The organism is Paenibacillus vandeheii (genome assembly GCF_030433635.1).
Classification (GTDB): domain Bacteria; phylum Bacillota; class Bacilli; order Paenibacillales; family Paenibacillaceae; genus Paenibacillus; species Paenibacillus vandeheii.
In genome coordinates, this window is the sequence record NZ_JAROCD010000002.1 from 355,261 (window position 1) to 378,565 (window position 23,305).

Below are 23,305 nucleotides of genomic sequence, written 5' to 3' on the forward strand. Positions count from 1 at the left end.
GAATTGAGAAAGAGTACAAAGTGGACGTTGTGGATTCTTGGCTTGATGCTAGGTGCAATTTTTATCAATTTTTACATGAACCTATATAGTTTCGCTTATGCTTTGATTACTGTACTTTTATTTGTATTCATGGGCTGGGGATTCTTAGCAAAGTTAAAGAACGACGTTCGTCAGCATGAAGACCATCATAGAAGAGAGCACCAGTCTGCGATCGATGACATTGATCGATACACGAGGTAGTAATCAAGGAATATACCATACATAGCTGTGTTGTTAACAGGCAGGCTACCATTTTTTATTAAGCAGTTTCATATTACGCGTTAAGTCGTTCCTCAATGGAACGACTTGTTTGCACATACGGAACTCATTTAACTGCTTTTATTCCAAAAGTAGAAATATCGTCTTGGATGCTGAAGCGATATTCAAATTCATTTCGAACAGTCGTTCCATTAAATTCACTCTGACTTACATCGCGATCTAATAAGCCGATATCCTGAATCACGTCTTGGGCATCATTATATGTGTACTCGTTATTGGTTGTCAGAATAAGTGTAGCGATCGCAGTTAACAGGTTACCACCGGTTGGTTTACTGACATCACCAGTCTCGTATAACATGACTTCCTGAACTTTTTGCTCTGAATTTAACACACCAACCATACGTAAATTGTCATTGAAGATATACTCAAAGGTTTTTGTACCATGTTCTGAGGCCTCTTTCACGTTCAAGACGGTTATACTCAGACCATTTAACCGATATTTACCTACGACTGAATTGAATTTGTTTTTGAATTCATCGGTAGTCATGTGGAATTCAGAGAGATCGTTCTGGTTTGGGTGATCATGGCTCTCATCAGCTGTAGCGGCTCCCGATTCGTGCTCCTCCGTTGGATATATTCCTGGTTGTGTAGGGTTGGAAGATAACGTCAACATTCCATACATTCCTATAGAGGCAATTGCAAAACACATCGCCGTTAGCATAACGTGCTTTAACGTTATCCGATTATGTTTTCTTATAAAGATGAGCATCCAAACAAGAAATACGAAGAAAGCAATAAAGCCTAGTGTGAATAGTATTGTGAACAATGGTTGCAAAATCTCACCTCGTAATACATCCTTATTATGTATTCTCATTATAATGTTGCTATGGGAAACTTTAAACCTATACTCTTCACTTCAAAAAAAGCACTGCTGACATACGGCCAGCTAATCAGGTACCCATACACCGGACACTTAGAAAAAGAAGTGTTTAGTGTATGGGTACCTTTGTAGTTGCCTTCGGTTCGTTATTACCTCAATCTCTGTTTAATCAGGCATGATCCAGACGATTTCGGCGATACGTACTAAGAATTTTTTGTTTCTTTCCTCCAGTACAACATGATCATGCTTAACAGCGACGACGCATCCATCAAGTCTACCGCGAGTTGTTTCCAGGATAACCACTTTTCCCACCAGGGCCATCAGACTCTCGACTACGCAATGATCTACTGGGTGAACCACAATATTATGAGGCATGTGGTGCATTTGCTGCATATAAGGCGAGTTAGCCATATGATGCATCATTGGATAATTATTCAAAGTAAAACCTCCCAAATCATTTATAGGGCATTCTATGCAATGGCCCACCCAAACGACTGGGCGTTTGACCAGAAATCTGTTCATTTGGTAAATCTTTATGAGGCAGAACACATGTCAATAGGTCATCTTGTAAGATTATTTCTTCCATTTATTTTAAAAATGATGCGATACGTTCTCACAATCAGTCTGCCGGAGCTGTTGAATTTTTGATGTTCTTTTCATCTCCATTTCAGATTCCATTAAGGTAGCAGGGGTAAGATAAGTCTTGTAAACCCCTTCTCGTGTTAAATAGATGTGTGACTAGCCCCGTCGGATCCTCCGGCGGGGTACTTTTTTTCTCATTTCAGCGGTTGATGGTATGATAGATGCATACATAAATGCTAATAACGGAGGGATGGTTCGTGGACTCCAGTCTGCATCCGATGTTCAGACCCATTCAGATGAATGGGACAGGTAGGCACACGTATTACATGGAGCAAATACCTTCTGCATCCCTGTTGGCTCATGTAGCTTGTTATTGGGAATCGGGTTCGATTCTACAGTCTTCCAAGAAACCTGATATCGATGGAGATATAGTTCAGCCTGAGATGTCTGTGCCTGCCCGGGTATTGCCGGATGGCTGCACGGACATGCTGATTACATACGACTCGGTCGGTTCGTTGCATTCTTATGGTTACTGTGGCAACTATACGCATCCGTTTGCTGTACCAGGGCCGTCTAATGCGCCTGCTTCTGCCGATTACACATTTGGGGTGCGCTTTTTCCCAGGTGGAGCATATGTTTTTCACGGTTTGCCGTTGGAGGAATTTACGGATAGACGAATTCCACTTCATGAATGTTGGCCAGTCGAGCTGAGTGAGCTTCAGGAGCGGATGGCCGGAACGAAAAGCTTTAAAGAACGAGTACAGGTGATGAATACCTATCTGAGTCCGCTATCCTTGCAACCCAATACATATGAGCATGATTTGATGAAAAACGTGCTTCACCGCATTTTTAAGGATGGGGGCCGCATGAGCGTCAGTGAGCTGGCGATGCGAGAGGTTGTCAGTGAACGCCAGCTGCATCGGAAGTTTGCAGAATGGGTTGGAGTCAGTCCAAAGCGATTCAGCGAGGTCGTTCGTTTTCACCGCGTACTGGGAAGTATTCATCAGGGGCATACGGCAGATGGGGTAGCGCTGGCCCTGAATCATGGTTTCTATGACCAAGCCCATCTGATTCGTCAATTTCGTAAGTTCTATGGAGAAACCCCGCTCACTGCTGCCAAAGAACATCAACGAATGTTGTCCGATTTGTACAATAACCCGGTTGTCCCTTCCGTTATACTGAATGGTAAGAATGAATAGTAAAGGAGATATCATATATGAATGGAACATTGCAAATCAGAGATCATCTGCTAAGTGAATTGGAGACGGGCGTGCGTACGGGGGCTAGCCTGATCCGCTTGATTCGTCCGGAGGATTGGGCTTACCGCCCGCAGGACAATATGCGTTCACTGGTGGAACTGGTCCATCATTTTATTCAGATTACGGCATCGGACCTTGCGATTATGCAGGAGAAAGGCGAAGCAGAGGTAGGCGTGGTGGAGAATAGTCTGTCAGAGATCGAAGATATTGAAAAACTGGAGTCAACTCTCTGGGCCAATTTGGAGGGCTACAAAGCGTATATCCTTTCATTAAGCGAAGAAGATCTGCTGAACCGCTCAACTAAAGCATTCTATATGGAGCATGGTCATTTGCAAGTCCAATGGCAAATAGAAACGCTAACGCATGTATTCCATCACCGTTCACAGCTATATAATTATCTCAAACAGCAGGGACATGAGTTGAACTTTTTCATGCTTTATGCGTAAGAATCTTAGAAAATGAGTTTGTGTGTCAGTGGCTCCGCCGGTTGATCTGGTGGGGCTTTTTGATTAGTTAGTCTAGCATCTCTATCAAAATGTACGTTATCACACGGTCACTTCACCGTTACATTCATAGATTTCATACATAGAATACGGTATCCAAGCCAAAAGGAGGTGATTTCCATGGCCATCCTTTTACCGCAACAATTTTATGCCTTAGGGGCTAGTGTGGGTAAATCGTATTATGAAAACCTGGCTGGAGGCACGAATGCCAGCATCACAGTGAACAATTTTGGTCCTTTTCCGGTAGACCTGGTTGTAACTCGTGTTAACGCTCTAGTAATCACGTATATGATCCCTGCTGGCAACAGCCTTACGTTGTCTGTTGACTTGCTGCTCGTAGCTGCACTGCTGACTACTCCCGCAGGTGCTTCAACAGGCACGATTCAAATCGCAACATCTGATTTCTAATGAAATCAGGGTGCTTTGAGAACCTCTGTCGGACATGTTGTCCGCAGAGGTTTTTTTCTTTTTTTATGGCTGCATTATATCGATTCAACCAAGAAGCAGTCTCAGAAATTTGTATGTGCAACTCCAGTGATATAATAGGTTTAGATCATATTTTTGTTTACACAGGCTGCAATTCGATTATTTATATTAGGAATGGTACGCAGACTGATGTTGTGAAACAGGAGGTTATTGGATTATGGATAGAACAAATGAAACGGATAGAATGGAAAAAACAACGTTTCTTGAAACGGAGCGGCTTGTATTCTCGACTTGGAATGAAGAAGACCGTGCCCTGGCATTTGCTCTATGGGGAGATCATGAGGTAACGAAGTGGATCAGCAGCAAGGGATTTTTGAGTGAGGATGAAGTAGAAGCGCGGTTGACACAAGAAATAAAAAGGCAGGAGGAAGCGGAGGTACAATACTGGCCTCTCTTTGAGAAGGAATCGGGAGTGTTTGTCGGTTGCTGTGGCTTGCGCCCGTATTCTCCGGAAGAAAACATATATGAACTGGGATTTCATCTTACCAGAGACTACTGGGGCAAGGGCTATGCGATGGAGGCTGCACGGGCGGTGATTGATTATGCATTCGAAGAACTGAAGGTTAAAGCCCTGTTTGCCGGGCATCATCCGGACAATGAGGCATCCCGTCACATGCTGTCCAAGCTGGGCTTTGAATATGTACGCGACGAGCGCTATGAACCGACAGGGTTGATGCACCCTTCCTATTTGCTGAAAAGGGAGTAGAATCCTTTACACATTCAGGCCAGCTTAAAATCTTTAAATGTATAGCCTGAATGGATGGATAGAAGCGGTGACCATAATTATTTGGTAAATGGGTTTTCATCGTTTTTTTATTTCATTTTCAGCTTCTATTAAGGTAGCAGAGGTAAGATTATTCTTGTAAACCCCTTCTCGTGTTAGATAGATGTGTGACTGACCTCGCCGGACGCCGGTGAGGTATTTTTTTTGTGTATTTTATAAAAAATACATAAAACAAACACAAACAAAAATAAATGAGTTTATATATCTGTGTATAATTGACTAATAAAGATAAACAAAGGTATAATGAATGTGAAAAAAGGAACTTACTATGTACGTGACCGCCATTCTATTTTTAACCTAAGGAGAGAATGAGGATGAACGTGACCCTTACCAATGAAACTACGCAGGCTGCTGGATTCCATATCCCATTTGTCCGTGAGATGGCGGAGATTACTCAACATATGTGGAAAAATGGATGGGATGAGCGCAATGGCGGCAATGTCAGCTATTTGCTGGAGGAAGAGGACGTCGCCAAATATATGGATATCAACCATGTGATCCGCAAGATCAAACCTGCCTTTTCGATGCAGGAGCTGGCAGGCAAGTATGTTATCGTGACCGCTTCGGGCAAATATTTCAAAAATGTGCTAGCTGATCCGGAGAGCAATCTGGGATTGCTGCGTGTCTCGAAGGATGGACAGGAGCTTGAGGTGCTGTGGGGTCTTAAGTCGGGAGCGAACCCGACGAGTGAATTGCCTACGCATTTTATGAGTCATATCGAGCGTTTGAAAGTGGACCCGAACCATCGGGTTGTCATGCATAACCATGCGACTCACGTGCTGGCAATGACCTTTATCCATGATCTGGATGAGATGAAGTTCACAAAGACGCTGTGGCAGATGTGTACGGAGTGTGTAGTCGTTTTCCCGGATGGCGTTGGCATTATTCCGTGGATGGTGCCTGGATCGAATGAAATCGGACGGGAAACGGCTGAAAAAATGAAGGAATACCACGCGGTCATTTGGCCGCAGCATGGGATTTTTGGAACAGGTACAACGATCGATGAAGCCTTTGGTCTCATAGAGACCATTGAGAAAGCGGCCCAGGTGTATATGCTGGTTGCAGGTCATGAGATCAGACAGCGAATTACGGATATGCAGCTAGCTACATTAGCTCAGGCTTTCGGTGTTACTCCACGTCCTGGTATATTGGGTACAGAGGTTTAACGAATCGAGATCGTATAAAAGAAAGAGTTACAACACAGCCTAATATGAATGGTCTTTGGTTTATTAAACCGAAGGCCATTTCCTTTTTTTCGGCGCACAAACGCCGTTTTGGTTCAAAAAAGTTCAAAAATCTAATAAAGCGCGGCTTTGTTATCGATTATTGAATCGTAGAATGCATTATCACGAGCTGGCGAAATTCGGGTGAGATGACGTATTGTCATTGGCTCAGCGATTTTGCATAATAACAATGCTTCACAGATGATGGATGGAAGGAAGTTATGATCATGCTTGGCAAAATGAAGAGAATCTTAATAGGCAAGCCTATGAAATCGGCTGAATTGGATGCAGAAAAATTGGGGAAATGGAAGGCGCTCGCCATCCTGTCCTCCGATGCCCTATCGTCCGTTGCCTACGGTACGGAACAGATCTTACTGGTGCTCGTTGCGGCCGGATTCGCCGCCTTGTGGTACTCTGTTCCAATCTCCATCGCCGTGTTGGGATTACTCGTCATTTTAATTTTCTCCTATCGCCAGACGATTTTTGCTTATCCAACAGGCGGCGGCGCGTATATCGTAGCCAAGGATAATCTCGGTACGGCTCCGAGCCTGATTGCCGGAGGATCTTTGCTGGTCGATTATATTCTGACGGTTGCGGTTAGTTCGTCTGCAGGGACCGATGCGATTACATCTGCCTTTCCGATGCTTCATGATTACAGCATAGTCATTGCATTGATCATGATTTCGTTTCTGACGATTATGAATTTGCGGGGCGTGACGGAATCTGCTTCCGTGCTGGCGATCCCTATATATCTGTTTATCTTTTCCATTGCGATTCTGATTATTTCCGGGGGCATCAAATTTCTCGCTGGTGGCATGGAAGCTGCGGCCCCTGAATTCGGAACGAGTATGTCTCATGTGAGTCTGTTTCTGTTGCTGAAGGCATTCAGCTCGGGTTGTTCCGCCTTGACCGGGGTTGAGGCGGTGAGTAACGCGATTCCAAACTTTAAGCAGCCTGCCGAGAAAAATGCAGCGGGAACCTTGATGCTGATGGGATGTATACTGGGAGCCATGTTTATCGGTATCACGTTACTTGCTTATGGTTACGGGGTAAAGCCTGATCCCAAAGCCACGGTTATTTCCCAGATTGCCGAAGCTACGTTTGGCAGGGGTACAATGTATTTTATTATTCAGGGTGTGACGGCACTGATCCTGTTTCTGGCAGCCAATACGGCGTATTCTGCTTTTCCGCTGCTGTCCTTCATGATGGCAAAGGATAAATATATGCCGCATATGTTTATGGTTAGAGGAGACCGCCTTGGCTTCTCGAACGGTATTATTTTTCTCAGTGTGATGTCTGCCTTGCTGGTTGTCGGATTCAAAGGAAACACGGAAAGCCTGATTCCGCTCTACGCAGTGGGCGTGTTCATTCCATTCACCCTGTCGCAGCTGGGCATGATGATTCGCTGGATCAAAGTCAAACCGTCCGGCTGGGGCGTGAAGCTGCTCGTCAATACGATTGGTATGCTGACCACCCTGTCGATTACATTGATTTTTATATTCACCAAGTTCACGCAAACATGGGTTATCTTTATTTTCCTGCCGCTCGTCGTCTATGTATTCATGCGCATTCACCGTCATTATTGCAACATCGCAGATGAATTGCGGATTGATATCAAGCTGGAGAAACCGGTAAGAAAGGGCAATACCATCGTTATTCCGGTGGCTGGCATTACACGGGTCGTGATGAACACGATCAGTTACGCGCAGACGATGTCTGACCAGGTGGTTGCCTTGTATATCGGGTTTGATGATGAAGCGATTCGTAAAATGGAGCAGAAATGGGAGGAGTGGAATCCTGGCGTTCGTCTGGTTGTCATTAAATCGAGATACCGCAGCATTATGGGGCCGCTCAAGAAATTCATTGATACCGTGGAATGGAAAACCGCCGAGACGGACCATATCACCATTCTGATTCCACAGTTCATCACCAAGCATTGGTGGCAAAATGTACTGCACAACCAGACCAGCTTCATGATTCGTGCCTACCTGATCAACTATAAAGATGTGATTGTGACGACTGTGCCGTATCATCTCAATCGTTAAAAGACTTCGTCTACAATGGGCAATGGCATGAAAAAAGTATGTGATTTGCTTACTATCCATCCATTTTATTATAAATTTCCAATTGAACATTTGCGTTAACATTAAATATCCAGTTTTCTGTAAAATTTATTGAGTTTATATCAAATTTTTGTTCATCTTCTCTTTACAGACAAAACCGCAGGAACATTCCCGAACCAAGGGAGTTCTTGCGGTTTTTTGCTGTTCATTGACCCTGGTTTGAAGTCAATTTAATGTCCCTTGTTTGGTAAAGCCACTTGTCCACGATTAACGCTGCGTTGATTCAGAACGGATGCTGCTGTAACAGTTGGCTTTTACACTAGATAACGTGGGTGATGAGTTCACACACCGAATGCGTAGATCAAGGGGGAAGAAAATCCGATGAGTGAGCTTGACAACCGGATCGGCTTGCCTGCTGCCAGACGGCGCGTATCCAATACGAGTCAGCGCCGGACAGCTTCGCTGCGTGTGCAGCGGATACGGGAGAACATACTGGCCTATGGTTTCCTGGCACCATCGCTGCTTTTATTCGCAGTGTTCCTGTTTTATCCGATGTTTAAATCGGTGTACCTGAGTATGCATTCCACGGACCCTACCGGACAGATTGCAGCTTATGTAGGGCTAGACAATTTCAAGGCGGTATTCCAGTCCGGATTGTTCCTGCAGGGGATGAAAGTAACGTTGTTGTTTGTCCTGTTTACCGTGCCAACGGGCATGCTCGCTGCTCTGATTCTGGCGGCACTGACCCACAACCGATTCAAGGGGATGCGCGTGTTTCAGTTTGTATTCTCTCTGCCTGTGGTGTTATCTGTTGGTTCTTCGGCGGTCATCTGGAAATTTCTGTTCCATCCGACCTTGGGCATGCTGAATTATTTATTAGGAAAAGTCGGAATTGACCCGATTCCCTGGCTGACCAGCCCGGATTGGGCGTTAATATCGATTTCCATCATGACGATTTGGATGAATCTCGGATTCAATTATATTATTTTGTCCAGTGGATTACAGGGCATCCCGGAAGAAATTTATGAGAGCGCAAAGATTGATGGCGCAGGTCCTTTGCTTACTTTTCGCAAAATCTCGATGCCACTGCTGTCGCCAACCCTGTTTTTCGTCACCGTAGTATCGATCATTGGTGCGTTCCAATCATTTGGTCAGATCAACATTCTAACCCGAGGTGGCCCAATGGATAGTACCAATGTATTCGTCTATTCCATCTATCAGGAAGCCTTCGTTAATTTCCGATTCGGGACGGGCAGTGCGCAGGCACTTATCCTGTTCGCGGTCATTATGCTGCTGACCCTGATTCAGTTCAAATGGGTGGAAAGGAAAGTGCATTACCAATGAGAACACCATGGACGAAAACATTGCTGTATGTGTTGCTTACAATTTGTGCGGCACTTGTGCTGTATCCGGTGCTGTACACCTTTTTCATGGCCGTGATGACGCCGGAGGATGCCAGTGCGTATCCGCCGCACATCATACCGCGGTCCATAGACCTGTCTAATTTCGCTGAAGTATTCGATATCGTCCCGATTGGTTCATTTATCGGTAATACGTTCCTCGTTGCAGGACTGACGATGTTAGGTCAGCTTGTTACGGCGAGCATGGCGGCCTATGCATTCGCGAAAATGGAGTTTAAGGGCAAGAACGTCATCTTCAGCATGTTTGTGGCCACGATGATGATTCCTTGGGAAGTCACTATGATCCCGAACTACCTGACGGTGCGCAGTTGGGGCTGGCTTGATACGTATCAAGGGCTGACCATACCGTTCCTGGCAACGGCGTTTGGTACATTCCTGCTGAGACAATTCTTCATGCAGCTTCCGAAAGAGTTGTTTGAAGCGGCGAAGATCGATGGCTGCGGACACATCCGCTACTTCGTATCCCATGTTCTGCCACTGTCCCGTCCGGCACTTGGAACACTGGCGATCTATTCATTCCTGAGTATGTACAACTCCTATCTGTGGCCATTGCTCGTCACGAATACCCCAGAGATGAGGACGGTACAGATCGGGATCTCGATGCTGGAGTTCCAGGAATCCACCGCATGGAATCTGGTGTTTGCTGGTACGGCTATGGTGATTCTGCCATCGCTACTGCTTCTAGTTTTCGGTTTGAAACAGCTTGTCCGCGGTATGGCAGCAGGCGCGCTGAAGGGATAGTAGGAGTAAGGTTTGTTTTAAGAATTTAAAAGGTTGGCGGTTTGGATACCAGGAGCGAATAAACAAGGCTCACTCTTGAAATAAGATGTTGAGAAGATATACCACGGTAGTAGTGGAGGGGACGAAATCGATTCTGAAGAAGCGAAGCGTTCGCCTTTATCTCCGGATTTTCCCCTTTGAAGGGGAATGAAAAAAAATCCGGAGATAACAGCGATCGAAAGAACGATTCGTAACCGTAACGGCCACTCCGTGTCATCTCCAAGATTTTATTTTGAAGTGAGTCCCAAAAAAGGAGAGCGATTATGATCGGGTTTCGTTTGAAAAAAAGAGGTACATTTGCACTGATGCTGGCTGCACTGATGTTGGTACTGGCCGCTTGCGGCGGAAAAACCGAAACGACAAGTACAACGGGCGGAGCACAGGCAGATGCCGCAGCTGCTGAACCAGTACAACTGACATGGTGGCATTCCATGTCGGGCGCAGGGGAGAAAGCCATTAACCAACTCGCTTCCGATTTCAACGCAAGTCACCCGGACATTCAGGTAAAGCCAATCTATCAGGGGAAATACGATGAGAGCCTGAACAAACTCAAAGCTTCCATGGGCTCGGACAGCGGCCCGGACATTATCCAGGTATATGAGATTGGCAGCAAGTTCATGATCGACTCGGGCATGATTACGCCAGTACAGCAATTTATTGATAAAGACAAGTTTGACCTGTCCCAACTGGAGCCGAATATCATCCGTTATTACACCATTGACGGCAAATTGAACGCAATGCCTTTTAACACATCGAACCCGATTTTGTACTATAACAAGGACATGTTCAAAGCAGCCGGTTTGGACCCGGAGAACCCGCCTAAGACATATGAAGAATTTGAGCAAGCAGCCAAAGCACTGGCAAAAGACGGTAAACCCGGCGCATCCATGGCGATCTATGGCTGGTTTATGGAACAATTCTTCGCGAACCAGAATGCAGATTATGTAAACAATGGTAACGGTAGAACCGGCGCAGCGACTGAATCCTTGCTGAACTCCGAAGCTGGCGTGAAGACTTTAACATGGTGGAAAAAGATGATGGACGAGAAGACCGTCTCCAATCTGGGACGTAGCACAGACGATACGACCGCTGCATTTACTGCGCAACAAATCGGTATGACGCTGGATTCTACCGCTGGATTGCGCAAAATTGTAGAGGGTGCTGGTGGCAAATTTGAGCTGGGAACAGGCTTCCTGCCTCGTCCTGCTGATGCCAAAGAAGGTGGCGTCGTGGTTGGTGGCGCAAGCTTGTATATCATGAACAACAAATCCGATGCTCAACAGCAAGCCGCTTGGGAATTCATCAAGTATCTGGCAACACCTGCGGTACAAGCCAACTGGAGCGTTGCGACAGGATACTTCCCTATTACGACAGCAGCCTACGATGAGCAAGTATTAAAGGATAATATGGCGAAGTACCCGCAATTCCAGACAGCAGTCGACCAATTGCACGCTTCCGCGGATTCGACAGCAACATCCGGGGCCGTTATGGGTGTATTCCCCGAAGCCCGTCAAATTGTCGAAGGAGCGATCGAGACGGTTCTGAATGGACAAGGAACTCCGCAAGACGCATTGGATGCAGCAGCGAAGCAAATTACAGACAAGATTGCACAGTATAACAGCACAGTGAAGAAGTAAGGATTATTTTTTAAGCTTTTGAAGAATGGGTACAGCGATTGGGCTGTATCCATTCTTTTTTTGTATATTAATAAAATTGATCGTATTCAACTATCTTATTAAAATACAGCCGATCAGAAATACGAATTTCAAATGGAATTAATAAAATTTCATCAAAAAACAGCTTTGCGCGCTTATATCTGAAAAGTATGGCAATGGAAAATAAATCGTATTCCATTAGATTGCCGATTCCACAAATAAAAGTTCTATTCATGGAGGAATTGAACGTTTGGGTAATTAATTTGGAAAAAGAGGAAAGGTAAAATGAATAAAGAATTAACATTCCTTTGATTCGGTTTGAGTTTGTTTTTAATACTTTAATTTTAAAATAAAAACATGCGGGGGACAAACTCGCATGTTTTTTTCTGTGTGGAATTATACAATGAAAGATTGGCCGAAACAAAAATAGGGATGGAGTGGATGGAATTTAATGTCGAAATAATAATTGTATTTTTATTAAATGTTATATTAACTTACATTTATTGAGTTTAATGCAACGAATTTATCATATTTAGAGATTTGATTAGTTTGTTTTCACCTATTTATTGGTTTTTAGATATGATTTTGAATATTTTATTTTTTATTTGTGATGTTTATGTTTTGTTTTATATCATTTAACAAGAATATTGTTTACATCTGATTACAGTTCAGTTATCTTATATTTGAACTAATGTCCAAGCTTCATGAACAAATGATTACGAATTTAAAACATGGAGGTAGGTAAAAGATGCATGTTCTGCAAATGAAGAGGTGGCTCAGGTTGTTCCTGGCTATGGTCCTGCTCATCACAGGTGCTATTCCGGCTGGATTGTTCAGCAGTAAGGCAGCCGCCGCGGATGAGCCGTTAACGGTTGCTCAGGCAATTGCTCGCAGCAATGATGGATTACCGGCGATGGTAGAAGGGTACGTGATCGGATATTTTAACAATAATTCCAAAAACCAACTTCAATCCTCACCCCCTTTCAGTGGAGGAAGTAACTTTGGATTGGCGGACAATCCAGGTGAAACAGACTTAAATAAGATCATGTCTGTTCAAATCCCTAGTGCTACTTCAATACGAAATACGTATGGATTGGATAGTAACCCCGATCTTCTTGGCAAGAAAGTTAGGGTAACGAATGGAACACTAGCTTCCTATCTCGCTCTTCCCGGTCTCAAATATGACTCCACTTCAACAACCTTCCAACTAATCGATGAGACTCCTGTAACCAAAGTGGAAAATGTAACAGCCAATCCTACTTCAGGCGCAGTTCCAACAGGGACCAAGGTGGCCTTGGAAACAACTACTGTCGGTGCAACTGTATACTACAAGCAGAATACGGACGCTGATTATCTTCCCTACACCGTGCCCATCACGGTAAATGAGGCAACGCATATTGAAACCTACGCGGCTAAAGAGGGGATCGACAATAGTGATGTTACAAGTTTCGATTACACCCTCGTCGACACAACTCCTATTCCAATCTCTGAGGCAAGAAAAGCAACTGAAAACAGCACCGTTACCGTTCAAGGTATTGTAACCTACAGTGAGTTATCCGGAAGTGTATGGAATCTATATATTCAGGATAACGATGCCGGGATCGTTGTGCGCGGCAATGCTTCTGGTGTGGAAGCAGGAGACAAGATTGAAGCCTACGGCCCAATTACGATCTACAACGGCCTCGTCCAGGTTGAAACAAGCAAATCTGGATTTCAGGGTGGCTATATTCGGACTGTCGAAAAGTCACAGGACATACCTTCACCTGTACCGCTTAATTCATCCCATTTTGCTCCAGGTACGGGAGGAAACAAGGGGACTGGAGGGCAGTATGAAGGGATGCTTGTCGAAGTAAACAATATTCAAGTGACAAAAAGCAACACGCCCACTTACACTGCGACAGATGAACAAGGCGGGGAAATGCTGATTTATGCCAAGAACAGCCCGTCTGCTCTCTCCGTTGGCAAATCATATCATAAAGTGACAGGGGTCTTGACTTACCATTCCACTTACGGTCTGGAATTGATTCCTCGAACGGCATCGGATATTCTGGAGGATCTGCTCTCCGTGACAGCGAGCACACCTTCGGGTGGCATTGTAAAAGGTACGGAAGTTACGTTGTCTTCTCCGTATGAGGGTGCCCAAATTTTTTATACACTGGATGGTTCTGAACCAACCGTGAATTCGACGGAATACACACAGCCTATTACGATCAATGAGGATCAAATCATTAAAGCTGTTGCCACAGCTGATAGCAGAGTAAGCGCCATTTTTTCTTTTGAGTATACTGCGGTGGATCGAGTGGATGGTGTACGTATTCACGAAATTCAGGGGGCAGGCCATTATTCCATTTATGACGGACTGAGAGTACAGAATGTAGAAGGGATTGTTACATCTCTAGTTAGCGCAGATTCATTCTATATGCAATCCATTCCTGGTCAGGAAGATGGAGATCCGGCAACTTCTGAGGGGATTTTAATCTATAAGAAAGATCATGGAATGAAAGTTCAGCATCAAGTAAAGGTTTCGGGTCAAGTCAAAGAGTATGCAGCAAGTGCAACAGACCTGCCAACCACTGAAATTGTTGCTTCTGAGATTACTTTGGAACAACCTAATGTTGAATTGCCACAACCCGTAATCATTGGAACAGGTGGTCGCGTAATTCCGAATGTCATTGATTCGGATGGATTGAGCGAATTCAACCCGGACGTGGATGCCATTGATTTCTATGAAAGTCTGGAAGGCATGCGTATTCAGTTAGATAATGCTACGATTCTTGGACCTTATTCCTACAATCCTGGATTAGCAGTGACGGTAGACAACGAACCTAATAATCCATTGAAGACTCCGGCAGGAGGGTTAATCTTACGTGGAGACGGAGCAGGAGAGTTTGAAAGTTCACTTAATCCTCAACGCTTGTTCATTAATAAAAAACCTTCTCAAGCTGTGACTACGGGTGATAAATTTACAGGTCCGATTAATGGTGTGCTTTCTTATTCGAGTAGTAATTATAAGGTCACGTTGGAAGGCGACTTGCCTCCGATTACGTCCAGTGGTTTACAACAGGCAACAACCTCAATTGAACCGCAACAAGACAAGCTGACCATTGCGACGTTCAATGTAGAGAACTTCAGTAAAAAGGATGCAACACGTGGAAATAAAATCGGCAAGATTATCGTTAACAATCTAAAAAGCCCTGATATTATAGGGATCATGGAAGTTCAGGATAACGATGGCGATACAAATAGCGGAAACACAGATGCGAGTGAAAGCTTCAAAACGCTTCTGGATGCAATTAAAAGTAATAATGGACCAAGCTATCAGTATACCGATATTGCGCCGCTAAATAATATGGATGGTGGAGCAACCGGAGGCAATATTCGTGTAGGTTTCCTGTACAATCCGGAGCGGGTATCTTTAAAAGCAGGTACCAAAGGCGATGCAACAACAGCATTGGCCCTTGATGCAAGTGGAGATCTGTCTCTGAATCCAGGACGCATTCAACCAGATAATGTCGCTTTCAAAACTTCAAGAAAACCGCTCGCGGCAGAGTTTGAATTTAATGGTAAACGTGTAGTTGTTATCGCTAACCATTTCAACTCCAAAGGTGGGGATTTAGCCCCAGTTGGGAATGTCCAGCCTGCAACCCGCAAAAGTGAAGTGCAACGTGCGCAGCAAGCGACAATCGTCAATGAATTTGTAACTGAATTAATCGAAAAAGATTCTGAGGTAAATGTCGCTGTTCTTGGAGACTTCAATGACTTCCAGTTCTCCAGAACATTGAACATTGTTGAAGGCAATGAGCTGGACAATCTGGTAAACAAACTGCCAGAGAACAAACGTTATTCTTACATCTATGACGGAAACTCTCAGACACTGGATCACATTCTAGTGAGTAAAAATTTGTCCCAAACTGCTGCTATCGAAGCTGTTCATGTGAATGCTGATTTTGAAGACTCGCATGGACGCGTCAGTGACCATGATCCGCTGCTTGCACAGCTAAGCATTGGAAGCACCGCAGAAGAGGGCGACTTTAACCTGCGAGTATTGCACACCAATGATACGCATGCGCATTTGGATAACATTCCACGCCGTGTAACAGCGATTAAGGAAACACGCAATGATAGCACTCTGGTGCTGGATGCAGGCGACGTCTTCTCGGGTACATTGTATTTTAATCTCTTTAACGGTCTGGCGGATCTGGAGTTTATGAACATGATCGGATACGATGCCATGACCTTCGGAAACCATGAGTTTGATAAAGGTCCTCGTGTGCTCAAGGATTTCGTTGAACAAGCGAACTTCCCGTTTGTGAGTGCCAATATTGACTATACGAAGGATGCGAATTTGGGTGGCCTGTACAACAGTAACATCGGAAATCCAGGCGAGAATTCCCAAATCTATCCGGCTATTATTACAGAAGTAAACGGCGAGAAGGTCGGAATCTTTGGTTTGACGACACCGGATACCGTATCCCTGTCCTCGCCGGGGGATGATCTGACGTTTAAGGATTACAAGACAAGTGCTCAAGCGACAGTGAAGATGCTGCAAGATGAAGGTATCAACAAAATCATCGCTCTGACGCATCTGGGTTACTCGGAAGACCTGAAGCTGGCAGAAGCAGTGGAAGGCATCGACATCGTAGTTGGTGGTCATTCACACACCATTCTGAGCGCACCGGTGGTTGTGGGTTCGCACACGGATCCGACGCTTGTGGTACAGACAGGTGAATATGATGTTTCATTGGGTCAACTGGATGTAACATTTGATGAAGCAGGCGTATTGAAAACATGGAACGGCAAGTTGCTGAACCTGGATGCGAAGGATGCCTCTGGTCAATATGTATACGCAGATGATCCGGCTGCGAAAGCGAGACTGGCTGAATATGCACCAAAGCTGGCCGAGTTCAAGAAAACAATCATCGGTAAAACGAATGTATTTCTTGATGGAGAACGGGGTACTGTCCGTAAACAGGAAACCAACCTCGGTAATCTGGTAACAGACGGCATGCTGGAGAAAGTGATATCCATAGTGAAGGAGAACGACGTTAAAGGATACGTGGCTATCCAAAATGGCGGTGGAATTCGCGGTTCGTTCAAGCAGGGAGACATCCCCCTGTCAGATTTGCTGAATGCAATGCCAAATGGAAATAACCTCTCTGCATTAAAAATGACAGGCAAGGAAATTACGGCTGCGTTGGAAAATGGCGTGAGCGGTGTAGAAACAGGTGAAGGACGCTTTCCGCAAGTGTCAGGCATGCGGTACTACTATGATTCCACGAAGCAGGCCGAAAAAGTTGATTCCCTGACCAATACGGTGACTCAAGTCGGTCAACGTATGGTCAAAGTACAAATCAAGAATGCCGATGGGACGTACACGGATATTGATCCAAACGGATACTACATCGTAGCGACGAACTCGTTTATGGCGAATGGCGGAGACTTCTACCGTGTTATGAGAGCGGCGAAGAATGACAACCGTTACTATGAGCTGAATCTGGTCGACTATGAAGTCTTCCATGAACATCTGGACCGTGTAGGTACAGTAAATCAGACAACGGAAGGACGCATTACGGATCTGAAGGGTTCCCCTCTTCCGGGTGATGGAAATGGAAGTACCCCTGGTAACGGTGGTGGAAATAATGGAAGTAATCCAGGCAGTGGTAATAGTGGTGGAGGTACAACGACACCGACTACACCTGTAACACCAACGGATCCTACAACTCCGACCACACCTACAACACCATCCGTTCCAGGTAATGGGAACGGTGGCGGTACTACACCAACCAATCCGGGTGTGATTTTGAAAGATATCGGCAATCACTGGGCGGCAGCTGCCATTGAGCAGGCCATTTCCCGGGGAATTGTGAATGGGTATCAGGACGGTAGCTTCCGTCCGAATGCTCCGGCAACACGCGCCGAGTTCATTGTGATGCTGGCAAGAGCATTTGAACTTCCAGCCAGCACTAAGGCGTTGACGTTCAAGGATGCTTCCAAAATTCCGGCATGGGCGCAATCCTTTATCGCTCAGGCTGTGGACCAAGGAATCATCAGTGGATATACGGATGAGACGTTCCGTGCATCCGGCAAAGTATCGCGTGTGGAAATGACCGTTATGCTTGTAAGAGCATTGAGTCTTCCCGTTGATTCGAAATCCACATTAACCTTTGCAGATGCGAATAAAGTACCTGCATGGGCCGTACCTTACATCGCGGCTGCATATGATGCAGGACTGGTGAAGGGCACAGGCAAGAACTTGTTTAATCCGCTCGCTGAAGCAACTCGTGCTGAAGTTGTGACATTGCTGATGTCAGCAAGTGAGCTACAGTCCAAGCAATAAGATCGAATCATGTGCCACCGGAGCAGAGTAAAAACTCAGTTTTATACTGAACGGCTAACTCCGATATTTAAACGAAAACGGCTTGCAGACTCTCATCTGCAAGTCGTTTTTTTTACTAATTAATGACTGTTCATTTTCACTAGAGGAAGGTATAGTAGACAGGATTATGATGAAGGAGTGTTGACATGCAAGATCAACCGGTTTTAATCGCACTACTGGCTATCGCCGCAGGGATTTTCAGTTTGTTGGGTGGGATCAACAATTGGGATTGGTTTATGAGGAGTTTTCGAGCAGGTCTCTTTGTAAAAACGATTGGACGTCAGGGTGCAAGAGTGGTGTACGGTATTCTGGGAATTGTGCTGATAACCATTGGCGTATTATTGTTGCTGATTGGGTAAGCGTAGAAAAAGAAAAGAATTTGCAAAGCCTGAGTACATAATTCAGTTTCACACAATTTAAGATGCAAGGTAAAAGGAAACGAAAAGTATGTTCAGCCTATCCTTGAGATTTTCGAAGTTAGTTAGGATCTGTCCTCAAATTCATTTAGGTAAGCTATATGATGATCTAGGTGAGCATAAAAAGTTTTGAAGCCCAAGTCGGCTTATGCTGAGGGATGGGTAGACGATTTTCTAAGGAACTCAGAACGTCTTATTTCGCCTTTAGCTCCTCTTTTTACAAAGTAAGGAACATCAGACACGTTATTTCCTGGAATTTTTGACAAAAACTCTGCAAACGACTGTTTTATTCTGACATAGCGTGTCTCAGGTTCGTTAGATTTCTGATATCACTTCAAAATTCTTTAATAAGACGTCTCCGATTCGTTAGCGCTCGTCTGCTCTGAACACGTTCAGGTACACTTCACTTTTCAGTAGGATTGAAGAAAAGCCCTAGAAAAAGTTACACTAAAAAAGCCCACCGAAAAAATTTCGGTGGGTTTTTACCAAATTCAGGTTTATCCATCTCAATCTGGTTTAATTATCTTTTAAATCTTCAATGGAGTTGATGTCCATATAGGTTGGGACAACTAGACCTGTTTTGGCACCGTCCATATTTGGACCGAGATCATCGATCTGATCCTTATACTTGTTGAAATAATCGGCAGAGGTGAGTGGCAACCATGCGGCTGGAGTTGCATCCACATCACCGTTGGCAATGCCGGTCCACATTGGACCAATCTCTACCTGTAGTGAGGTTACTTTGTAACCCAGTTTTTCTTTCAGAATGTACTCCAGCAAGTTGGTACTTGCAATCTCGGAGTCCCAGGCTACGTAACTCAGTTTAATGGAATCTCCATTCACCGGGGTCAGCCCTTTGGTCCATTCAGCCACTTTGTCGCTATGCTTCTCGGCAAAAGCTGCTGCAGCTTTTTGGGGGTCATCGCCGTCCTGAATGGCAACCATGATTTCACCCATGTCCTCAGGTGTCCAAGAGAAGCGATCCAGGAATTCATATGCGACAGGTTTGTCTTCCTTTAACCCTTTGCGGGCAATGGTATGAATTTGTTCAGCTTCACCGTAGACACCTTCCGGATCGTCCAGGTATTTGAGATCATATGCGTTGAACATCCAATGCGGTGTCCAACCGGTAACAATAATCGGTTCTTTATTTTTAACGGCTTTATCCAGCGTAGCTGTCATTGCCGCTCCTGAACCTTCAACCAGCTTCCAGTCAGACAAACCGTATTTCTCAATAGCACTTGCAGTGGACTTCATAATTCCGGCACCTGGATCGATGCCGATAATTTGGTGATCCACTTCATTACCCACATTGGCATTCGCCGATGGAGTAGAGGAAGCAGCTCCTGTTTCCAAGTCTGCAATCGAATTAACATCTGTCATGTACGCAGGAACAACGAGCCCTGTGCGTACACCGGTCATGTTGGCCCCCAGGTCATCCACCTGGTCTTTGTAACGTTCCCAGTAGTCAGCGTGAGTCAATGGCAGCCAGGCTGCTGGTGAGGCATCTACGTCGCCTGTGGCGACACCCGTCCACATTGGTCCAGCTTCAACTTGCAGGGCGTTAACTTTATAGCCAAGTTTGCTTTCCATGACATATTTCAACAGGTTGGTACTTGCGATCTCGGAATCCCAGGCTACATAGCCAAGTTTAAATGCATCACCGCTAACTGGTGTCAGACCTTTGGTCCATTCATCAATCTGGTCTGCATGTTTCTCAGCGTAGTCTTTAGCGGCTTCTTCGGGTGATGTACCATTTTGGATGGCACTCATCATTTCGCCCATTTGATCTGATGTCCATTGGAATCGGGACAGGAATTCATAAGCAACGGGGTGATCCTCTTTCAAGTCTTTACGGGCAATGGTGTGAATTTCTTCTGCATCACCAAAAGATTTTTGCGGATCTTCCAGATATTTCAGATCATATTTGTTGAACATCCAGTGTGGAGTCCAGCCTGTAATAATGATCGGTTGTTCTGCTTTAATCGCTTTGTCCAGTGTGGCAGTCATCGCTGCACCAGATCCTTCAATCAGGGTCCAGTCTGTCAGATGATAATCTTCGATGGCTTTGGCAGTGGACTTCATAATTCCTGCACCCGGGTCAATACCAATGATCTGATAATTGACTTCTTCACCTACAGCACTAGCTGGTGTGTTGTTACCTCCGGCCGAAGAACTATTTCCACCAATGAAGTATTGGGAGAACCCTGCTACGAGAACAACTAGTACTGCTGCGGCAGTAATCCAGGCTGTTTGTTTCGTTGAGAAACGGGAGCTCTTTTTGCGGCCTGGCATAAACAGATTTTGAGTGAAGCGGTCAAGCACGATTGCCAGTACCACGACAGCCAAACCTGCTTCAAAACCTTTACCAATCTGCAGCTGTGTTACAGCACGATAGACTTCCGCACCAATACCCTGTGCACCGATCATGGAAGCTATAACAACCATGGACAGCGACAGCATGATGGTTTGGTTAATCCCTGACATTACGGTAGGCAATGCAAGTGGAAGCTGTACTTTAAACAACTTTTGCATAGACGTGGAACCAAAAGCATCCGCTGCTTCAACCAGTTCGCCAGATACCTGCTTAATTCCGAGGTGAGTCAGGCGAATTGTAGGTGGAATCGCGAATATAACGGACGCGATAACACCTGGAACCACACCAAGACTGAAGAAGGTTACCGCTGGCAGCAAGTAGACAAATGCAGGCATGGTCTGCATAAAGTCAAGCAATGGAGTGATAATGCGGGCTGCAGTTTTGCTGTATGCGAGCCAGATACCAACAGGCACACCGAGCAGGATGGATATCAATCCTGATGTAATAACGAGGCCAAGTGTGTCCATTGATTGGGACCAGTATCCGAGGTTATCTACGAGCAAGAAACCGATAACCGTAAAAAGGGTCAGTGGTAATCGGCCAACAAGATATGCGAGTACACCGAGTATTACGATAAACAGGAGCGGATGGGGGAGCATGAACAGCCCGGAGAAAAATCCGACAACCTCCTGAATGACAACGGAAATGACTTTAAATAATCCGGAGAGCGAGGAGCTCATCCAGTCAACAATCGATTCAATCCACGATGCTAGTGGTATTTTGGGAATCATTCGCAAGTTCCTCCTTTACTGCAACTTCACCGCTTAGTGCGCCAAGCAGGGCACCGCGGACGATAACACCTTGCAGACGGCCAGTTTCGCCAACAACAGCGAGCGGCACATGGGCTGAACTTACAATTTCGAACAATTCATGAATCAGGGTATCCGGCGACACAGTTGGTCCATCCGTGATCAGAATGTCGTTCAACACTTTGTTTTCGCGCATCGCACGGGTTGCATCTTCAGCTGTAATGACACCAAGCAGTTTGATCGAACGGTCAATGACAAACAGGTTGGAAATACCACGTTCGCGCATTAATTCGAGGGCAACACGAGGACCACGGTCTAGCGTAATCGTTTCAGGACGTCTCATAACATGAGCTGCGGTAAGGACCTTGGACAAGTCCACGTCTTCGACGAAGCGGGCCACATATGAGTTGGCCGGTTGAATCATGATTTCTTCCGGAGTACCGATTTGCACGACTGCGCCGTCCTTCATGAGGGCAATACGATCGCCGATGCGCAGCGCTTCGTCCAAGTCATGGGTAATGAAAATGATGGTCTTTTTCATTTTATCCTGAAGCTCAATCAGTTCATCCTGCATATCACGGCGAATCAGTGGATCTAGTGCACTGAATGCTTCGTCCATTAACAGGACTTCCGGGTCATTAGCCAGCGCACGGGCCAAACCTACACGCTGCTGCATACCGCCACTTAACTCATCCGGCATTTTATCTTCCCAGCCCTTGAGGCCAACCAGTTCAAGCGACGTTTTTGCTTTTTCCCGACGTTCATTTTTATCTACCTTTTGAACTTCGAGTCCATACTCCACATTATCAAGAACGGTACGGTGCGGGAATAACGCAAACTTCTGGAATACCATGCTGATCGTTTTCCGACGCACTTCGCGCAATTGTTCTTTGTTCATTTTGCGTAAATCTTTACCATGGACAAGAATCTCTCCGGATGTCGGTTCAATCAGACGATTAAACATCCGAACAAGCGTTGACTTACCACTCCCGGACAGCCCCATGATGACGAAAATTTCACCTTCCTGAATCTCCATGTTGACCCGGTTGACACCAACCGTTATCTGTTTTTCTTTGGCCAACTTTTCTTTGCCCCAACCTTGCTCCAGTAATTGCAGACCTTGCTCGGTTTGGGGGCCAAACAGTTTACTTACATTCTTTACTTCAAGTATGGTCATGTTTTCACCCCTTCTGATGTGTTGTGCACTTCGAACGGCTTTCAGCATCCACAAGCCCATACACTTGTGCGCCCAGCCACGAAATCCGGTAATTGTTGCTTCGCTTCCCGTCTTTCTGGGTAACGTTTTGTATTCTAACAATACTTAACCTGTATAGCAACCGAATAAACAGTACATAATGTTCGTACAGTAAAAACTGTACAAAGTTTTCCGTCCATATGCTCTGTCATTCTCCTTATTCTGGCTAATAAGACACCTTTACTTTTGATATCGCTTTTTCTACAATAGAAAATGTGCTGAATCTAAGCAGTTTTTT

The 23,305-nt window shown here is 45.2% G+C and carries 16 protein-coding genes; 12 read left to right on the forward strand and 4 right to left on the reverse strand.

The annotated features are described in order from the left end of the window. The first annotated feature begins 3 nt into the window (after positions 1 to 3). Complete coding sequence (locus P5G61_RS04385) at positions 4 to 240, forward strand: hypothetical protein (RefSeq protein WP_301244849.1); 237 nt, start codon at positions 4 to 6, stop codon at positions 238 to 240. A 124-nt stretch (positions 241 to 364) separates the two neighbouring features. Here P5G61_RS04385 and P5G61_RS04390 read toward each other — a convergent pair whose 3' ends face one another. Beyond that, entirely contained in the window at positions 365 to 931 is a 567-nt protein-coding gene (locus P5G61_RS04390; protein WP_301244851.1) for a hypothetical protein, read from the reverse strand. Between the two features lie 372 nt (positions 932 to 1,303). Next, positions 1,304 to 1,576, reverse strand: a complete 273-nt coding sequence (locus P5G61_RS04395) for a DUF2642 domain-containing protein (protein ID WP_024630742.1) — start codon at positions 1,574 to 1,576, stop codon at positions 1,304 to 1,306. Positions 1,577 to 1,953: 377 nt separating this feature from the next. On the opposite strand from P5G61_RS04395, the gene P5G61_RS04400 reads away from it, so the two are divergent. The 11 genes from P5G61_RS04400 (at position 1,954) to P5G61_RS04450 (ending at position 18,629) form a co-directional block, all read left to right on the forward strand. After that, the gene (locus P5G61_RS04400) at positions 1,954 to 2,919 is read left to right on the forward strand and encodes an AraC family transcriptional regulator (RefSeq protein WP_363325726.1); all 966 of its coding nucleotides are present in this window, start codon (positions 1,954 to 1,956) and stop codon (positions 2,917 to 2,919) included. Positions 2,920 to 2,936: 17 nt separating this feature from the next. Then, positions 2,937 to 3,425: a DinB family protein gene (locus P5G61_RS04405; RefSeq protein WP_301244862.1), complete on the forward strand. Its 489-nt coding sequence runs from the start codon at positions 2,937 to 2,939 to the stop codon at positions 3,423 to 3,425. A 177-nt stretch (positions 3,426 to 3,602) separates the two neighbouring features. After that, positions 3,603 to 3,890 (forward strand): hypothetical protein, encoded by a 288-nt coding sequence (locus P5G61_RS04410; protein ID WP_301244864.1) that lies wholly within the window; start codon positions 3,603 to 3,605, stop codon positions 3,888 to 3,890. Between the two features lie 235 nt (positions 3,891 to 4,125). Beyond that, positions 4,126 to 4,674 carry a GNAT family N-acetyltransferase gene (locus P5G61_RS04415; protein ID WP_301244866.1) on the forward strand — a complete coding sequence of 183 codons (549 nt, stop codon included), beginning with the start codon at positions 4,126 to 4,128 and terminating at the stop codon, positions 4,672 to 4,674. Positions 4,675 to 5,066: 392 nt separating this feature from the next. Then, positions 5,067 to 5,918, forward strand: a complete 852-nt coding sequence (gene rhaD, locus P5G61_RS04420; RefSeq protein WP_301244868.1) for a rhamnulose-1-phosphate aldolase — start codon at positions 5,067 to 5,069, stop codon at positions 5,916 to 5,918. A gap of 284 nt (positions 5,919 to 6,202) precedes the next feature. Further along, on the forward strand, positions 6,203 to 8,020 hold the full coding sequence (locus tag P5G61_RS04425; RefSeq protein ID WP_301244870.1) for an APC family permease: 1,818 nt from the start codon (positions 6,203 to 6,205) through the stop codon (positions 8,018 to 8,020). A 399-nt stretch (positions 8,021 to 8,419) separates the two neighbouring features. Next, entirely contained in the window at positions 8,420 to 9,382 is a 963-nt protein-coding gene (locus tag P5G61_RS04430) for a carbohydrate ABC transporter permease (RefSeq protein ID WP_301244872.1), read from the forward strand. Further along, positions 9,379 to 10,200 carry a carbohydrate ABC transporter permease gene (locus P5G61_RS04435; protein ID WP_024630734.1) on the forward strand — a complete coding sequence of 274 codons (822 nt, stop codon included), beginning with the start codon at positions 9,379 to 9,381 and terminating at the stop codon, positions 10,198 to 10,200. The genes P5G61_RS04430 and P5G61_RS04435 overlap by 4 nt, the downstream gene beginning before the upstream one ends. Positions 10,201 to 10,502: 302 nt before the next feature. Then, positions 10,503 to 11,876 carry an ABC transporter substrate-binding protein gene (locus P5G61_RS04440; protein ID WP_301244875.1) on the forward strand — a complete coding sequence of 458 codons (1,374 nt, stop codon included), beginning with the start codon at positions 10,503 to 10,505 and terminating at the stop codon, positions 11,874 to 11,876. Positions 11,877 to 12,642: 766 nt separating this feature from the next. Beyond that, a complete protein-coding gene (locus tag P5G61_RS04445; RefSeq protein ID WP_301244877.1) occupies positions 12,643 to 18,231 on the forward strand; it encodes an S-layer homology domain-containing protein in 5,589 nt (1,862 codons plus the stop codon). Positions 18,232 to 18,416: 185 nt separating this feature from the next. Then, the gene (locus tag P5G61_RS04450; RefSeq protein ID WP_079350846.1) at positions 18,417 to 18,629 is read left to right on the forward strand and encodes an immunity 17 family protein; all 213 of its coding nucleotides are present in this window, start codon (positions 18,417 to 18,419) and stop codon (positions 18,627 to 18,629) included. 573 nt (positions 18,630 to 19,202) lie between these two features. Here the strand turns inward: P5G61_RS04450 and P5G61_RS04455 are convergent. Both P5G61_RS04455 and P5G61_RS04460 read right to left on the reverse strand, forming a co-directional pair. Further along, the gene (locus P5G61_RS04455; RefSeq protein WP_301244880.1) at positions 19,203 to 21,794 is read right to left on the reverse strand and encodes a glycine betaine ABC transporter substrate-binding protein; all 2,592 of its coding nucleotides are present in this window, start codon (positions 21,792 to 21,794) and stop codon (positions 19,203 to 19,205) included. Continuing rightward, complete coding sequence (locus tag P5G61_RS04460) at positions 21,760 to 22,989, reverse strand: quaternary amine ABC transporter ATP-binding protein (RefSeq protein WP_024630729.1); 1,230 nt, start codon at positions 22,987 to 22,989, stop codon at positions 21,760 to 21,762. Before P5G61_RS04460 ends, P5G61_RS04455 begins: the two co-directional genes overlap by 35 nt. Positions 22,990 to 23,305: the final 316 nt, after the last annotated feature.

Coding starts and splice junctions, on each gene's coding strand:
- P5G61_RS04390 (WP_301244851.1), bottom strand. CDS start 931: ATGTTGACGTTATCTTCCAACCCTACACAACCAGGAATATATCCAACG.
- P5G61_RS04400 (WP_363325726.1), top strand. CDS start 1,954: ATGCTAATAACGGAGGGATGGTTCGTGGACTCCAGTCTGCATCCGATG.
- P5G61_RS04405 (WP_301244862.1), top strand. CDS start 2,937: ATGAATGGAACATTGCAAATCAGAGATCATCTGCTAAGTGAATTGGAG.
- P5G61_RS04410 (WP_301244864.1), top strand. CDS start 3,603: ATGGCCATCCTTTTACCGCAACAATTTTATGCCTTAGGGGCTAGTGTG.
- P5G61_RS04415 (WP_301244866.1), top strand. CDS start 4,126: ATGGATAGAACAAATGAAACGGATAGAATGGAAAAAACAACGTTTCTT.
- rhaD (WP_301244868.1), top strand. CDS start 5,067: ATGAACGTGACCCTTACCAATGAAACTACGCAGGCTGCTGGATTCCAT.
- P5G61_RS04425 (WP_301244870.1), top strand. CDS start 6,203: ATGCTTGGCAAAATGAAGAGAATCTTAATAGGCAAGCCTATGAAATCG.
- P5G61_RS04430 (WP_301244872.1), top strand. CDS start 8,420: ATGAGTGAGCTTGACAACCGGATCGGCTTGCCTGCTGCCAGACGGCGC.
- P5G61_RS04435 (WP_024630734.1), top strand. CDS start 9,379: ATGAGAACACCATGGACGAAAACATTGCTGTATGTGTTGCTTACAATT.
- P5G61_RS04440 (WP_301244875.1), top strand. CDS start 10,503: ATGATCGGGTTTCGTTTGAAAAAAAGAGGTACATTTGCACTGATGCTG.
- P5G61_RS04445 (WP_301244877.1), top strand. CDS start 12,643: ATGCATGTTCTGCAAATGAAGAGGTGGCTCAGGTTGTTCCTGGCTATG.
- P5G61_RS04450 (WP_079350846.1), top strand. CDS start 18,417: ATGCAAGATCAACCGGTTTTAATCGCACTACTGGCTATCGCCGCAGGG.
- P5G61_RS04455 (WP_301244880.1), bottom strand. CDS start 21,794: ATGATTCCCAAAATACCACTAGCATCGTGGATTGAATCGATTGTTGAC.
- P5G61_RS04460 (WP_024630729.1), bottom strand. CDS start 22,989: ATGACCATACTTGAAGTAAAGAATGTAAGTAAACTGTTTGGCCCCCAA.